Here is a 16,894-nt window from a genome sequence, read left to right on the forward strand (position 1 = left end):
TCAATTTTAGCGATCGCCTGTCTGATTGCAAATAATTTTTCGCTCTACTGACATTATTCGCGCAAGCCAATCGCGAACAGCTCTAATTTTTCTAACTTCGGAAAAAATGAGCGAACCGTAAGTACTAGAACTTGTTGTCTAAAAACTGAGAATTTTCGAGAATTTGCTCTGCCGCTTCTGGAGGAACAGGATGGGAAAACCAATATCCTTGTCCGTATGGACAATCAAAATTTTGTAGACATTTTAATTGTTCTACGGTTTCAATCCCTTCAGCGATGACCTCAATGCCAATTTGACGAGCAAGGTCACTAATGCCTTTCGTAATGCTCATTAAAGATGAATCTGTGTCCAATGATTGGATGAACGACTGATCGATTTTGATCAGGTCAATGGGAAGGCGATGCAGGTAGGACAGCGAAGAATAACCTGTACCAAAATCATCCAATGAAATGCTCACGCCCAATTTTTTTAACTCCACCATGAGGCTATCTACTAAACTGCTATAGCCAATAAATGAGTTTTCTGTTAACTCTAAACAGAGGTATTGGGTCTGAATGGCAGATTCGCTTAAAATGACGCGGAGGTTATTGATAAAGCTGGAATGTTTTAAGAAGTCAGGAGAAATATTGACATGGAGTCGAAAGCTTGGACTAAGATCGAACTCTTGTTGCCAATAGCTGAGTTGTTGGCAGGCTTGTTTGATAATAAAGTTTTCGAGTTTGGGCATCAAATGCGATGCCTGAGCTATGGGTAAAAAATCGAGAGGGGCTAGTAAACCTCGTTGTGGATGTTGCCAACGAACTAGTACTTCAAATCCCATAAGCGATCGCGACGATAAATCAACCAGGGGTTGGTAATGCAACACAAATTGTTCCTGCTCAATGGCTTGCTGGATAGCACCTTTTAAGTCCAACTGATTAAACCGCTCAGACCGCATCTCGTTACGAAACAGTTCAATATTTCCTGGTCCTCGACGTTTTGCCTGATACATAGCAATGTCCGCATTTTCTAGAACCGAAGTTGCGCTTTTATAGGGAATTTCTGGAGGATGAAAGGCAATACCAATACTTATAGTTACGGATAATTGAGTAGAAGAGAGAGAAATAGGTTTAGAGATGATCGATTGAATGCGAAAGGCTACGTCCATAGCTATTTCGGAGTTATCAGACCTTTCTAAGAGAATGGCAAACTCATCCCCCCCTAAACGAGACACAATATCGCCAGGACGAGTCGAATCCTCCAACCGCTCGGCAACGATTGTAAGCAATTCATCACCCGTAGCATGTCCCAGAGTATCGTTAATATCTTTAAAGTCATCAACATCCAGGTACAACACCGCGAATTTTCGGGATGGATCGCGACTCGCTCGCCCCACTGCCATTTTTAGATGCTCCAAAAAAAAGGCTCGATTAGTTAACTCGGTTAAAGGATCGAAAAAGACCTGACGTTGCAGATCTTCTTGGAGCTGTTTTTGCTCAGTAATATCCATAATGGTGCCAAATAACGGAACCCTTCGCCCATACTCTTGGTTAGAAAAACAAGCGATGATATGAATATGGCGAAGGGTGTCTTCTCCTCTCGGATAAATGCGAATATCCATGTTGAACGAGGTCTGCTCAATACTCTGATTCCCTGAACTTATGGACTCCAGAGAATCCATTGACTCCCCTCGATTTTGTATTAAGGACAGTTGACTCAGAAGATCGGTTACCTTAAGCCTATCGTCCTCGTGAATAATACTAAAAATTTCTCTGAGGGAAGGTTCTCCTCTAGTCGGGTCAAACCCTGTAATCCGAAACGTTTCAACAGACCACATCACTCGATCGATTTCTGGGTCATATTCCCAATCACCAATGTGGGCTATCTGCTGCGCATATTCCAGGCGTTTTGTGGTGTTTTGAAGTTTTTCTTTGCTTTGCTTGATGTGGGTAATGTCGATTCCCACACCTGTTAGACCCACAATCTCCTGATTTGAGTTGTACCGAGGAGCATAGGTCATATCAAAATGTTGGACGGTATCATCTATGTCCAGTGTGATTTCGTGGTGGATCGTTTCCCCAGTATCTAAAACCTCCCGTTTCAGAGCGATCGGGTGCTCGGCTTTTTCGAGCGGGAGAAGATCCCGATCTCGGTGACCCAGCATATCATCTATGGAAAATCCTGGAATGGGGTTGTGTACCCATGTGTACCGCAAATCTAAGTCCTGGTTAAACAAAACGATAGACGTGCTGTTCAGGGTGTTACGAAGCAGGTTGTTGTTGTGCTGAAGCACCTTTTGGGCTTCAACCAACTCCGTAATATCTGTGATTACGCCTAAGCATTGTGAAGGAATCTCCTCACCATTGTTGGTAAAGAGCCGTGTCTGCTGATACACACAACGCGCCGTTCCATCTTTTTGCAGCATCTGGAACCTCGCGGTCAGAATTTCGCCGTTTTGATTTTCAGCGACCTGGTTTAAATGGTCTTGAAACGATTCAAGGTCATCTGGGTGTATTAAACATTCAAGGACGTTATGACCCATTTCATAAATCTCTTCAGGGGTATAACCAATGAGACATTCAACTCCTAAGTTGGTATAAACTATGCTGCTAGTGGACAGGTCAAAAATGGTCAACGTGGCTGGGCTAGTATCCGCAATCTGCTGTAGGAACGCTTTGCTTTCTTGGAGTTCAGACCGTACTAATTGTTGCTCGGTTATATCCGTGACAATTATTCCCACTCCCACCTGCTTGCTGTCTAATTTCACAGGAAAGAAGTTGAAAATCCAGGAAATTTCGCCAGATGGGAGATAAGAAACTTGTCGATTGATTTCTATATTAGTAACGGTTTGCCCCGTATTCATCACCTGTTGACAGTGGGTACTAATAATGTCACTAATTTCAGGTAGAATCTCGGATAAGGGTTGGTTTAGATGTTCCTCAATACTGCGGTGGTCGATATCGGCGAGAACTTGGTTGACCCGAACAAATCGCAAGTCCTGATCCAGAACGCAGAGACCCACAGGACTAGTACTATAGATCTCTTCCAAAAGCTGGTTGCTTTGAAGTAGCTGAGCTTGTACCTGTTTGAGATCGTTGATGACAATCAAGGTCAGAACAATACCATCTGTTGATTCATCCTCTAGGCTATAGGGCAAAATCCGCAGCAAAAGCTGATCGCCCGTCTTTAAATTCTTAGCCTCAGTTTCTTGGGGAGTTTGGGTCTGGGCAACCTGCTGAATCATAGGTATCAATTTGTCAATATCCAGGTGATTGACCAATTCATCTAGAGGACGACCAGCGTCACCAAAACGAAAATTAAAGACTTGGGCAGCAGCAGGGGTGAATTTTCGGATATTCAATTCCCGATCCAGAAACACCACCCCAATATCCGTACTTTGTAAAAGATTATCAATGTCAGTACCGAGTTCTATGAGTTGCTCAATACGTTGCTGATTTTCAGCATTGACCGTATAAAGTTCTTCATTAACCGATTGCAGTTCTTCATTAGTACTTTGGAGTTCTTCATTAGAGGTCAGCAATTCCTCATTCGTAGCCTGTTGTTCTTCGTTGGCCATTTCCAGTTCTTCAATGCTGCTTTGAAGATTCTCGCGGGTTTGCTGGAGATCAAACTCAAGTTCTCGAAATTCCCGAGATAAATCTGAATCGGGGTCATACTCAAAATTGGGTAAGCTTGTTTCCGATTCAAGCAGATCCACCAATTCCAAGATCACAATAAATATTCCATCTATATGTTTTGAATCATATTTAGTTCTCCCAACCCAGAGATTAATCCGTTGGTTTTTTTCTAAATCCGATATCTGAATGTCGCTATACAGCACATTTTTTTGCTCTCGATTAGTCCGATGTAAGGCAGTACTTAACGGAAGCCTGAGTTCCCTTGGCACAATATCCAAAATGTAGGTGCTGATGACTCCCAACGGAAACTCTAGCAATTGAGCCGTATTCATAAAAAGATGGAGAATCTGATAGTTTTCATCCACCAACACACAGGTGGTTGGACGCTCACCAAAGCGTAGTGCCAATAAATTGGTAAGTAAATGTTCATAGGAAGAAACAGGGGGCTTAACGGATTTAGCTAACCGAGGTAATTGCAGAAACGGCTTTTTTATGACACGACTGACCGAGAGCTTCACATCCTGGCGTTTGTGATAGAGATTCCATTGAGAGTCAATGCATTCAAAGGCATGGGAGAGAGTACCCAAATGCTCTGATGGACCCAAAATTAAAACGCCCTTGGCAGTCAGAGAAAAGTGAAGGAGTTTCAGCACCTGTTCCTGCAAATTGGTCTTCATGTAAATCAGCAAGTTGCGGCAACTCACCAGATGAATTTGAGAAAATCCAGGATTTTTGGTGAGATCTTGGGAGGCAAACACCACCTTAGAGCGAATAATTTTTTTGATTCGGTAGCCAGTGGGTTCCTCGTTAAAATAGCGAGCCAGTCGTTCTGACCCAACATCACAGGCGATCGCTTCTGGATAAAGCCCCCCAGAGGCAATCAGCAAAGCTTCCTGGTCAACATCTGTAGCAAATAACTTGATGATATGCTTTTTCCCCATCTGTCGCATAACCTCATCCGCTGCAATGACCAGAGAATAAGCTTCTTCCCCTGTAGAACAGGCTGCTGACCATATTCGCAGGGGTTGACCTGGTTTTAGGGCTTCAATTAAAGGTGGTAATACGTTTGTTTGCAGCAAAGACCACATATCGGGATCTCGAAAGAAGCGCGTTGCACCGATCAGTAAATCCTGACAAAGGTGTTTGACTTCATCGGGGGTGTTACTCAGGTGCTTAATATATTGCTCAACTGTTTTGGCCTTGGATAACAGTAATCGATGGACAATCCGCCGATGTAATGTGCCTAGTTTGTATTGGGAAAAGTCGATATTTTCCTGCTGCTGTAGCAGGTTCAAAATTTTGTCTAGTTGCTCTGTCGGGAGCAGCGATTTCTCTTCAGAACTTAAGGAAGCTTGGGTAATGCTATAGCGAATAATATCGTAGACCGATCGAGCGAGTTCTTCGGGAGAGAGAATTTCATCCACCAGACCAGAACTGACTGGACTATTGGGCATAGCCCCAAACTGAGCCGTTTCCTGGGACTGGACGAGGGCAATCCCTCCAGCTCGACTAATGGCTTTCAACCCTTCTGTACCATCCCGTCCAGTCCCAGAAAGCAAAATGCCGATAGTGCGTTCTCCCCACTCCCGAACCAAACTTAAAAAGAAGAAGTCAATCTGATAATCAATCGTCCCTGCGTGACGCTCTTCCAACAATAATTGTTGCCCTTGTAGGCTCACCATGTATCCAGGCGGAATAACATACACCGTGTTCAACGCCAGAGTCATCTCATTTTCAATCAAACAGACCGATAATTTGGTACGACGTTGCAACAGCTCAACCATCAAACTTGGAAAGTCTGGAGACAGGTGTTGCACCACGACAAAAGAAGCTCCAGGCTCCTGGGGTAAGCTGCTGAAGAAAGCCTCTAGTGCTTGTAAACCTCCAGCTGAAGCTCCAATCGCGACAACAAAGTTTCTGTCTAAAATTTTGACCAATGGTTTTGCTGTGTCACTACTTGGCATAATTGAAAGGTTGATGATTATTGGAGGAGTGTATTCACGAGCAAACGTTTTATTTACTCGTGAATAGACGTTGGTTACTAGAGTAGATAAAGTTAGTCAAAGTAATGTATCAATACTTCTCAATTAATCACATTTTCCTTGAGTGTAAGTCCAAAAGTGATTACTATGGATCATTTTAAGCGGTAATTCGCAAAGAGAATCTAAAAATATTTGGTAGAAGATAAGCAGAAATGTCTTCTGATACTATTAAAGAATATATTTCTAATCAAAAGCTTTGATGGGACTAAAGCCTGCCTCAAAGCCTACATTGATCGGGTAAACCGCTCTGGTTTTGGCTTTGAATTCTATAAATAAATGTGTGAATTGACATGTCATCGAATGTAACATCAGAATCCCTCTGGAATCGAGCCATTGCTCAGTGTTGCCAAGAACCTGTTCATATTCTGGGACATATCCAGCTGTTTGGAGCATTGTTGGCAACGGATGAAAATCTGGAGCAAATTACCCATGTGTCAGCGAATTTAGCACTCATGTTGGGTCTGACGGAGGACCAAGGAGATGTAACCAGTTACTTGGGGCAGGATTTGCAGAGGTTGTTGCCTGAGGATTTAATTCATAGACTGCGGAGTGCTTGTGGATTGCCTTGGATTCAGACTCGACGGGAACGAGTTGATATTTATAACATTCAGGGAAAAGACTTTGAAGTCAGCGTTCATTTTAATGGTCATCGCACACTGATTGAAATAGAGCCTTTGTCTGTGGTTTTGGAACGCCCCACTACCCTGATGCCCCGAATGATGTCACTGCTTCAAAGCTTGGACAGTTCAGAGATGCTTCTGGCTGCTATCACTGAGGAGTTGCGAAATACAACGGGCTTCGATAGGGTTATGGCTTATCAGTTTCTCCAGGATGGATCTGGGGAAGTTGTGGCAGAATCCCTCTCCAATGACATGGAGTCTTTTCTAGGGTTGCGATTTCCTGCGACCGATATTCCAGACTTGTCTAGATCGCTTTTCCTTAAAACCTCGCTGCGGGTGATTCCAGATATTGATGCGACACCCGTTCCCCTGTTAGCTTGGGACTCTGACGAAGAACCCTTAGACCTCTCTCTGGCTGAAATTCGCGGTGCCTCCACCTTCCATACCCAGCATTACTTACGTGGAATGGGTGTCCAGAGCAGTATGACCCTGGCAATTACCAATGGGGAAAAACTGTGGGGGCTGTTTGCACTGCATCATACTCAACCAAGATTACTCTCCTCAGAATTTCGGACAGCACTCGATCTCTGCGGAATGCTGTTTTCCTTACAATTGCAGCAAACTATTACTACCGAGCACTTCTATATCCGTAAACAAGCAGCCAGGGTGCTCGCCCAAACCTTTACCCAGGTAAAACAAACCTCTAACACTTCTAACAAACGAGAAAAAGTCCTGAATCAATCCTGGCAAACCCTTGTGTCCAAAGTTCTGCCGCAACTATGCAAGCTGCTTGAAGCTGATGGTCTATCCTTTGTGGTTGACCAAAAGATCTTCACATCCTATGGCCACGTTCCCCCTGAGCCATCCATTCTGGCTTTGATTAACCATCAGCCATTCCAGGAAAAAGTCCACTCCGAGACTGGAATCGTAACCGTTGAGAGCTTCGCACTGCTAGAACTATCTAGGACAGAATCACTCCCCGACAGTGTGTCAGTCCCTGTGGACTGGGGCGAAAGTGCAGGTGGTGGATTCTTTTTGCTGCAATATCATGCGAACCATTATTTTGTCTTCTTCAGGAATGAGCTGAGTAGTGAGGTGAAGTGGGCGGGGAATCCTGACCAGCAAGAACTCATTGCAACGGATACTAGGGATTCTGAGTTCCAGTTTTCTCCCCAGCGATCATTTGAGATGTATCAAGAGATTGTTCGAGGACACTGCCGCCCCTGGAGTCGTCATGATTTGGCTGTCATTTTAGAACTCAAGGCATCACTGAATCACGAGATCGTTATGTTTCTTCAGCAACAACAAAACTTGCTGATTGCAGAGCTAAAGCACCGAGTCAAAAATACTTTGGCTCTGATCCGCTCCGTCGTGAACCAGACCAGCCGCTCCCAAACGTCTCTTGCGGACTATATCAACGTATTAGAGCAACGCATTGCAGCACTGGGGCTAGCCCATGAATTACTAAGCCATTCGGGGACAGAATGGCCCAATCTTGAGGATATTTTGACTATCGAACTCCGCCCTTACTTATCTGATGAGTTTGAGTGTGGTAAGCAGGCTCAACTCAACGGACCAAAGGTCAAACTAAGTAGTAACTTTATCCCCACCTTTATCTTGGTCATCCATGAATTAGTCTCCAATGCGGTGAAATATGGAGCCTTGTCCGTTCCAGAGGGCAAGGTTATAGTGAACTGGCAGCAAGTGAATGGCGGAGCTAGCATTTACTGGAGAGAAGTTAACGGTCCCAGGGTATACCTACCTCAAAAACGAGGCTTTGGCTGTGAGTTGCTTGAACGCGCGATTCCTTACGAATTCGGTGGAGAAGCAACTTTGCGCTTCCTATCTACAGGCGTTGAAGCGGATTTCTGGTTACCCCAGGATTTACTAGAGTGGGTTTCTCTTAACCCAAAACTCCAGCAGCACGATTCAGTTCAACAGGTTAAGAAAACTGTTAATCCCTATCTAAGAAAAGGGGCATCGCTGCTCGTAGAGGATAGCATGCTGATTGCGATGGAGCTAGAACATACCCTAAAGAAACTCGGCTTTGAGCAGGTTGACTCCGCACCTAACGTTGCTCGTGCGCTGGAACTGCTGGAGCAAAATCAATACCGTATCTGTTGGTTAGACATCGATCTTAAACACGAAACCAGCTTTGCTCTGGCATATGAACTCCAGAATCGGCAAATTCCCTTTGCATTTACAACGGGATATGACTCCAAGTTCACTTTGCCAAATGATTTAAAATCTGTAACGTTACTTAAGAAACCCTTAAATTCAGCAAAAATAATCGACACCCTTAATAGAATACTAAAGACTTAGTTTTAATTCAATTTTTTGATCTTAATCTTATTAGTACCGTAGAATCCTGTTTCCTATAGATAAGTCGCGGTGCGTCCAGCTAATACAACGGAGAATACTATGGGAACTATACTTATTTGCGAAGATGATATTCCTTTAGCTGCTTATTGGCGACAGTTGCTAGAAGCTAAAAACCATATCGTTTACTGTAGTGCAACGGTTTCCCAAGCCTTGCAGTTGGCTGACAAGATATTTCCTGACTTGATTATTACCGATATGATGATTCGGAAAAATGAAAAATTTCTGCCCGAAGGGGGGCTTACTCTAGTTAACCAATTGCGCTCTAGAGTCCAACACTCTATTCCTGTTATCTGTGTTAGTGGCTATCGACCAAGCAGCTACAATCTTCTTCCTGCACTAGAGATTGCTAAGACAATGAAAGTTGACCTGACACTCTATAAGCCAATCACTCCAAAAAAACTTTTAGACGAAGTTCACAAGTTACTAGCGCGTCTAGACTAATTTGGGTAGTGTTGCAAAAAATTTGAGAGGATGTACGAAAAGTCTAAAATGTAACTTCTAACTGGACTTTCGGAATTCGAGCAACAAAATAGGATAGAATGATTGAAATATCTTGCTTTTACTTGAATTAGAACTGCGATCGGCCTTCGACTGGCACTGCGCGCACCGCGAAGCGGATCTCTTCGAGATCGCTTTCCATGAAAGAAATAACCCTTGAAGCCTTACCCCCATGTTTTGAGAAATGGTGTATAAAGTTTGATGATTTATGGCAAACGAAAGGTCAGAAAAAAGGATTTTGTTGTTATTTAGCGGGATTATTAGGGGAAAGTAAACGGAAAAATATTTCCCAAATTACTGAAAATATAATTGGTTCTTCATAGAGTAATATTCACCATTTTCTTAGTGAATCAAAATGGTCAGTAGAAAAAATAAATGAGCGTCGTTTAGAAATCATAAATAAACGTAATCAGACAAGAATCAGAAAAGGGAGCAGGTCACTTTCGTTAGAACAAAAGAACTAACGCTATAATCAAGCATAGTTATAAAAGAAAATGAATGACACCTGAAGAAGAAAAAGAGCTAACAGAACACATCAATGCGATCGCTCAAATTCTGTACAGGCAAGCTAAACCAGAGCAAATAGAAACTTTAGCTAAAATTGAGGAAACAGTTAGAGAACAAATACTCGAACATATAAGTCCTAAAATTGGCATTTTTTTAGCCAAAAAAGAACAGGAACAAATGTAGGGCGGAAAAAAACTGTCAGAAGTATCCTCGGAAAACTAAGATTGAGTGAAAAACAAGGTGTAATTCTGAATCTCAAACCTTATCAAAGAATTAGTCCATATTTAACCGAATGCTGCCTCAGAGCTAGTGCCAATGTATCCTACGAAAATGCAGCACAAGACATAGCACGTTACACGGGAATGAAAGTTTCAGGCAAAACTCAGCAAAGATTAGTTCATCGATATCAGTTTAATGATTCTGAGTGTGAATCAAAAATAGCTGAAATTAGTGTAGACGGTGGCAAGGTACGTTTGAGAACAGAAACCAAAGGAGAGGCTTGTATTTGGCGAGACAGAAGAAGCTGTCTGCATCGATACTCAATGCCGAATCGCATGGTTTCAAGAGAACGAACAACTGGTTGGATGGGTTAATCATCAGTCTTTTGACGTAATCCTCAATTGTTTGGGAGATGGTCATCAAGGAATTTGGAATCTCATCAACCAGTTCAATCCTCAAGGAAAAACAAGGCAGATTCTCGACTGGTTTCATTTAGTTGAAAATCTTTACAAAGTAGGAGGTTCACTCAAGCGCATCGCTCAAGGTAAACAATTACTATGGCAAGGAAAAGTAGATGAAACTCTAGCTTTATTCTCATCTTTGAAGAAGAAAGCAGCGCAGAATTTTTGTACTTATCTACAAAATCATCGTCACCGTATTGTGAATTATGAATATTATCAAGCTGAAAATATCTGTTCTGTTGCTTCAGGGGCAGTCGAATCAACAGTTAAACAAATTGATAGAAGACTAAAGATTTCAGGAGCGCAATGGAAAATCGAGAATGTGCCACAGGTTTTAAAACATCGATGTGTGACGCGAAGCTAATCCTTTAGGGCTTATCTCAATAATTCTCTTTCCGCCTAATAGTATTCTTGTTCTGACAAATTTGACCTGCTCCCAATGGGAACATTACTACAACAACTCGATCTTACTTCCGAACAGTCTCAACAAATTGAAGCTATCCGAGAACAGTCTCGCACAGAAAACGATACTTTATATCAAGAAATGCAAGCAAATCGGTCACAAATGCGATCGCATCGCGCCTCGCCTTGGGCGAGATCGCTTTTTACTGATGATGCTTCCTCTGAGCAATTACGACAACAACATCAAAAAATTCCAGATTTATCTCAACAATTAGGAGATCGTCGCTTTGAAATGATGCTGCAAGTTAGAGAAGTTTTAACTCCCGAACAACGTACCCAAATGGCAACATTAATGTCACAATATCAAGGAAGAAGAGGCAACTGATAAGTTGAATAATTAAAACCATCTTCTATAAGCGATCGCATTAAGGAGGATTTACCATTATGAGAATAGCGATCGCTTTTTGTTGATATTTTATCTATCTTCACAGCTATTTTTTAATTTTTTTATACACTTAAAAAGCAATAAATAATGCGACATTCGATTTTGTAGGCTTGTTTAAGCATAAGCTTAAGAAATAGAACAGTACTATATTAATAACAAATTTTTTTATCTATATTTTTTTAATAACTTGATGTTTACTTTTTTAAGCCGACGCTGGGGTTTATCTTCTAGGGAAGGGAGTTTATTAATTCAACTGCTATTGTTAGCGACGACGATTTTGGCTTATAGCGTCATGTCTATGGCGATCGCAAATTCTTTGTTTGTTAACTATGTAGGCGCAAATTCGCTACCTTTAGCTTTTATTCTAATTGGTTTGTGTTCTATGCCCGCTTATGGGCTATTTTCTACGGCGATCGATCTTTATAGTCGTCCTAAGCTGTTTCGCTCCGTTTTACTATTTTCTATTGCGATCGTTATTGGTTTACGTTGCTTACTCAATCTGGATTCGATTGCGGTTTATTATGGGTTGTTAATCGCAGTTTTTTTCCAGTGGGATTTTTATAATAATATTCTTTATCCGAGTTTGGTCATAGATTATTTTACAAGTCTTGAGTATAAGCGTTATACCCCTTTTATTGGTATTGCTCAAGCTGTGGGAACTTTGATCGGGGGTGGTATGACTATTGCGTTGTCGCAATATTTACGAACTAGGGATTTATTGTGGGGTTTACCACTGGTTTTAGCGATCTCTTTTTGTCAAATTCTCTATCTGGAAAAGTCTCAACCACGGTTAGATCTAGTTAAACCAAAAGAAAAAACCAGCTTGATTGCTTCAGTGAAAAATTTCCCTAAGTTAACCCAAGAATACCCTTTGGTGTTGTTGCTGGCTGGCAGTAGTTTTTTATTAGTAATTATTTATCTTAGTTCCGAGTTTCTCTGGTTTAACATTTACGGTAATTCTTTTAGCGAGCAAGAGTTAACCAGCTTTTTAGGCTTGATGCGGATTGTGATTAGTTTGGTACAGGTAGCAGTGCTTTATGGTGTAACTCGCCCTCTATTACAATTTTGTGGGGTAGCGAATCTCAATGGAGTTTATCCTGTAACAACTTTACTCAGTTTTGCTGGTTTGCTGCTCAACTTTAAGTTACCTTCTGCTATTGGCTTACACATCAATGGAGATGCTCTTTATAAAGGAATCAATTTACCAATCCACCAACTAAATTACAATGCAATTCCTTCAGAGTTTCGGGGGAGAGTGCGAGCCTTAAGCGATGGCTTGATTTATGCTGTGGGGTTAACCCTAGCAGGAATCGTATTATGGGTTGCTCATAATTATCTCTCTTTAGTGCAAATTACTTGGATAGCTGCTAGTTTGACGGTGCTATTACTGTTAGTGCGCTTCCCAATGGGAAAATACTACGCCCAAAGCTTAGAACAGATGATTCGAGGGAATACAATCGATCTAGATGAATTAGCCAGAGAAGGAATTCAATTACCCTCCCAGTCTCAAGATGCCATCAGGGAAATGTTAACTAGTAGCGATCGCTATGTCCAGCTTAAAGGATTGGAATTAGCGGGTAATTTAGGGCAATTAAGCGATTTTTTCGCAGAAATTAGCCCAATTTTAGCAACTGCTGACGATGAAATTCGAGATGCCATCGTTAAGCTCTTAGCAACAGCTAGCGAAGTAGAAATTCTCTTTAAACAGCTATTAGCAGAAGAATCAGCTATTACCTATATAACTGCTTGGGAATTAGCAATTAACAAGGCTTACTCGTTACCAAAACCCAAAATTGAGTTTTCCTCCCCCAAGACAACTACTACTACTGCTACTGTGACGAATAACTATTACGCCATAGTAAGAGATTGCGATCTTGCCACTTTAGCTGCTGAAATTGAACCAGCAAACTTAACTGTCAGCGAACAAAAATCCTTAATCAGAGCCGTATCTTGGAGTAATCAATCCCAAGCTATTTTTTTACTTTCAAAAATACTCGAACAAGGTTCAGAAGAACTTAAATACCAGACTCTTAAAGCTTTAACTAACTTTGCAACTCAGGGTAACGAACAATTAGCCCAAATTGCTACTGAATACATCGAACATTCTGAACCCTCAATCAGAATTACTGCCTGGAAAATTATTGAACTGAGCCACTGCGAATCAATTTTATCTGACTTGACATGGGGTTTAGCCGACACCAATCCTAGAGTCAGACAACAAATAGCTAGCTCTTTAGCAGCCTATGGCAAAGCAGGATTATTATTAGCACGAGAAAGTTTAGCATCTGGCGATCGCAATGTGGTCGATACAGCGATCGCAGCTATTGGCAAAATAGGTACGAGACAAGCTACCGATATCCTTTATAAATACCTAACTCCCGACTTTACCCAACTGAGCCGAACCCAAAAATGGCGACAACAAATACCCACTGATGATGCTACCTGGAAACCCTTAAAAATTGCGGTTGCAGATTATCAACAAAGACTAATTCAAAAAGTACTTTATATCCTCTCCTGTTTAGGGCGTTCTCGCACGGTTAACTCAATCAACCAAATTCTTGCTAGCCGAAATGAAACAGATATTGCCAATGCAGTGGAAGTTCTCGCTTCAATGCAACAACGTCGTTTTGTGGTTCCTTTGATACCTATCCTAGAGCAACAGTTAAAATCTGCCACCATAACCCCCATTAAGGCTGATGCTCAATGGCTCAAAAACAAAGGTTATAAAATTCTTTTAGAAGCTCTCGCAACTAGCGATCGCTGGCTCAAATCTAGTGCCTTAATCGCCCTTGCAAGCATACCCAGTAACGCCTTAAGCGATAACGATCCCGTAGTGCAAGCGATCGCTAAAGACCTATTTACTCCCAATCAAGCCCCCAATAACACTCTAATGAATCGTTTACTCCTGCTGAAAGAAGTCTCTCTCTTTAAAAACCTTTCCCTAGATGAATTACTCGCCATAGAAAAAGCCCTGATTCCCGAACAAGTATTAACCAATCAAACCATTTATACCGAAGGTAGTTGGGGTTCTCACTTTTATATTGTTGCCGAAGGTAGAGTAAAACTAACTAAACAAGTGGAATCACAACCCCAGGAAATCAAACAAGTGGCTCAAGGTCAATATTTTGGGGAAATCGCCATTTTTGATGATGCACCGCGTTGGGATACGGCAACGGCTCTAGAAAACTCTACTTTACTCAAGCTAGAAAAGAAACGCTTCCTCAATCTCATTTCTCAACGTCCCCATATTATTTTAGAAATATGTCGTTTTTTGAGTCAAAGACTCCGAGAAACTGATAAATATTTATCAGTAAAAAAATCCATATAGAATTTACGCATTATGAGAATTTTTACCCAATATGTGCTGTAGGGCGGGGCATCGCCCCCCTAATAAGCATAATCACTCATCAAAAACAGAAAAAATTAATAAAGTTTGCGAATCAAATGATTAGGCAAAAATATCGCTAAAATCAAAGAATTAAGAAGCCAAGGAGAGTGAAAATAATGCTTAATCAACCCAATTACAGTGATGAGCTTTTTTGGACAACTGAAGCCCAATTAAAACTCAAAAAAATTCCTTATTTTGTTCGTACCCAAGCTCGTCAAAAGATTGAAAAATTAGCCCGTGCTGCTCAACTAGAAGAAGTAACACCAGCAATTGTCGAACAAGCTCGAATAGAATTTGGACAATAGCTTGAGAAACTCACCGATCTAAGAGACTGTTCGTAAATTATTTCTTTATCTATAGTACCCAGGATTTTACTTTTATTTTCGTTTGGTATTGTTGGGCAATTAATAACTAACAATTTTTAGTTAGTTGAGAATTTACTCAAATCACAGCCAATAGACAAATACAACTTAATACTAGAGAAAGGCTGATAAATAGTTTTTCTTGAGTTTTTTTATGTTAATTCTGGGTCTGTTCAGTGTAACTGCATTTGCTGTTGGTGGTTTATGGGGTAAAAAGTTAGCTACTGATGGTGTAACTTCTGACAATGCTTTGCTAAAACATCAAAAATTTTTTGTGAGCTTAATAATTGCGATCGCTTTTATTTTTATAATCTTAATTATTATCGATAAATTTAATTTAACTCCATTATTACCTCAAATATTACCTTCTTTACTCTTAATTTATTTAGCTGGTTGGTATCATCGTGTTATTTTTGTAGCTGGCTTTTTCATTTTAGGATTATTGTTATTTCTGGAATTAAATGGTAGATATAACCAAGCAAAAATTTATCAATTAGCCACAGCAGTTACCTTAATTACTTTTGTTTTAAGTATTCTTGGTTATTTTATGCAGCCCGTCGAGCGACTATTAGATGAATCGAAAATCACTAATGGTGTAGTTATGCAAACCACCTTTTACACTTGCGCTCCTTCGGCGATCGCTAATTTAGCTCGTTACACAGAAAAACACCCTCAACTAACTGAAAAAGAAGCTATTAAATACACAAAAACTAATCGCTTTGGGACAACAACTCTACGAGAAATCAAGGCAATGGCAAAGTTAGGATTGAATCCAGAATATCATCATAACTTAAATATAAAACAGCTTTTTGAGTTAGAACAACCAGCATTACTTCATGTTAAAGAAAGAAACAAAGATGATGAAGGAGTTAGATTTTCTCATGCCGTAGCTTTACTATTTATTAATCAAAAAAACCAATTATTGATTGTAGGAAATCCCTATTATGGCTTACAAATTAAAACGATAAAAGACATGGATGATTACTGGTTTGGTGAAGCAATTACTATTAAATCTTAATGCTAACTAAAGCTATTAAGCCAAATACTATAATGACCACTCCAGAAATCCGATTAATCCATTTTAAATTTGTTAGTGCTAACTTTGCTTTAACTAAAATCATGCTCATACTCAATAAAAGCCACCAAAATCCAGAACCAAAAAAAATCCCCGTGACAAGTATTACTGAAGAGACATAATTGCCTTGAGTAGCGATCGAACCCATTCCTGAGAAAATAGCAGCAAAAGTGAGGATTGTAGCAGGATTAGTTAGGGTGAGTAATAAGGTGGAGGTATATAAACCAACCATATTCGCGTTTTTAACTTGAGCATCATCTGTTTTAATCCGAGTCAGAAAAGTCTTTACTCCTAAATAACAAAGAAAAATACCGCCAATTAATCGCAACCAGATTTTTTGTTCGAGCAGAAAATCAGTAATAAAAGTTAATCCAAACCCAGCAATACAGCCATATATCGCATCTGCCGTAGCTGCCCCTAATCCACAGATAAAACCTCTAAACCAACCATAAGCCAAAGTTTGACGAATACAAAGTACGCCTATAGGTCCTACTGGTGCAGCTATCGCCAAACCGAAAATCCAACCACGTAGCAATAAATTAATTTCCATCTCATCGGTTTAACGTTCTATATTGTATTTACAATAAAAAACTTTTTAACAATTTTAAAGACTTAAAGCAAATCATAAAGCTAAAATTACTTTACTATCAAAATAAAAAAAGCTTTATGACTTTTGATTATGAAAATAAATTAGATGAAACTAGCTGGCAATTATTACAAGCGTTACAAGAAGATGCCAGACTCTCTTATGCTGAGTTGGGTCGTCGAGTAAGTCTTTCACCTCCAGCAGTAGCAGAAAGAGTCAGAAAAATGGAGGAAATAGGCATTATTACAGGTTATCGAGTAGAAATTAATGCCGAAAAAATAGGCTTACCC

10 protein-coding genes and 2 pseudogenes are annotated in these 16,894 nt (G+C 40.6%); 9 read left to right on the plus strand and 3 right to left on the minus strand.

Annotation, left to right across the window (positions count from 1 at the left end):
* Window positions 1-124 precede the first annotated feature (124 nt).
* Window positions 125-5,581, minus strand: a complete 5,457-nt coding sequence (locus tag H1P_RS03900) for an EAL domain-containing protein (RefSeq protein ID WP_144864347.1) — start codon at window positions 5,579-5,581, stop codon at window positions 125-127.
* Between the two features lie 368 nt (window positions 5,582-5,949).
* On the opposite strand from H1P_RS03900, the gene H1P_RS03905 reads away from it, so the two are divergent.
* From H1P_RS03905 to H1P_RS03925, 5 genes and pseudogenes are all read left to right on the plus strand, one after another.
* A complete protein-coding gene (locus H1P_RS03905; RefSeq protein WP_144864349.1) occupies window positions 5,950-8,601 on the plus strand; it encodes an HWE histidine kinase domain-containing protein in 2,652 nt (883 codons plus the stop codon).
* A gap of 99 nt (window positions 8,602-8,700) precedes the next feature.
* The gene (locus H1P_RS03910; RefSeq protein WP_144864351.1) at window positions 8,701-9,102 is read left to right on the plus strand and encodes a response regulator; all 402 of its coding nucleotides are present in this window, start codon (window positions 8,701-8,703) and stop codon (window positions 9,100-9,102) included.
* A 197-nt stretch (window positions 9,103-9,299) separates the two neighbouring features.
* A pseudogene (locus tag H1P_RS38075) lies at window positions 9,300-9,590 on the plus strand (transposase); the annotation flags it as partial.
* Window positions 9,591-9,657: 67 nt separating this feature from the next.
* Window positions 9,658-10,710 (plus strand): annotated as a pseudogene (locus tag H1P_RS03920) (ISKra4 family transposase).
* A 75-nt stretch (window positions 10,711-10,785) separates the two neighbouring features.
* Window positions 10,786-11,133, plus strand: a complete 348-nt coding sequence (locus tag H1P_RS03925; RefSeq protein WP_144864355.1) for a Spy/CpxP family protein refolding chaperone — start codon at window positions 10,786-10,788, stop codon at window positions 11,131-11,133.
* Here H1P_RS03925 and H1P_RS38785 read toward each other — a convergent pair.
* Window positions 11,112-11,237, minus strand: coding sequence for a hypothetical protein (locus H1P_RS38785; protein WP_281291081.1), 126 nt, complete (start codon window positions 11,235-11,237; stop codon window positions 11,112-11,114). The genes H1P_RS03925 and H1P_RS38785 overlap by 22 nt on opposite strands.
* 146 nt (window positions 11,238-11,383) lie before the next feature.
* Here H1P_RS38785 and H1P_RS03930 point away from each other — a divergent pair, with 146 nt between their 5' ends.
* The 3 genes from H1P_RS03930 (at window position 11,384) to H1P_RS03940 (ending at window position 15,961) form a co-directional block, all read left to right on the plus strand.
* On the plus strand, window positions 11,384-14,521 hold the full coding sequence (locus H1P_RS03930) for a cyclic nucleotide-binding domain-containing protein (protein WP_144864357.1): 3,138 nt from the start codon (window positions 11,384-11,386) through the stop codon (window positions 14,519-14,521).
* Between the two features lie 176 nt (window positions 14,522-14,697).
* Window positions 14,698-14,886: a PCP reductase family protein gene (locus H1P_RS03935; RefSeq protein WP_144864359.1), complete on the plus strand. Its 189-nt coding sequence runs from the start codon at window positions 14,698-14,700 to the stop codon at window positions 14,884-14,886.
* A gap of 211 nt (window positions 14,887-15,097) precedes the next feature.
* Window positions 15,098-15,961 (plus strand): cysteine peptidase family C39 domain-containing protein, encoded by an 864-nt coding sequence (locus tag H1P_RS03940; protein ID WP_144864361.1) that lies wholly within the window; start codon window positions 15,098-15,100, stop codon window positions 15,959-15,961.
* On the opposite strand, the gene H1P_RS03945 is transcribed toward H1P_RS03940, so the two are convergent.
* Complete coding sequence (locus H1P_RS03945; protein WP_144864363.1) at window positions 15,951-16,568, minus strand: LysE family translocator; 618 nt, start codon at window positions 16,566-16,568, stop codon at window positions 15,951-15,953. The two genes, H1P_RS03940 and H1P_RS03945, sit on opposite strands and share 11 nt — an antisense overlap.
* A 116-nt stretch (window positions 16,569-16,684) precedes the next feature.
* Here H1P_RS03945 and H1P_RS03950 point away from each other — a divergent pair.
* Window positions 16,685-16,894 (plus strand): Lrp/AsnC family transcriptional regulator (locus H1P_RS03950; protein ID WP_144864365.1); only part of this gene is annotated, 210 nt, incomplete at its 3' end.

The organism is Hyella patelloides LEGE 07179, assembly GCF_900659865.1.
GTDB classification, from domain to species: domain Bacteria; phylum Cyanobacteriota; class Cyanobacteriia; order Cyanobacteriales; family Xenococcaceae; genus Hyella; species Hyella patelloides.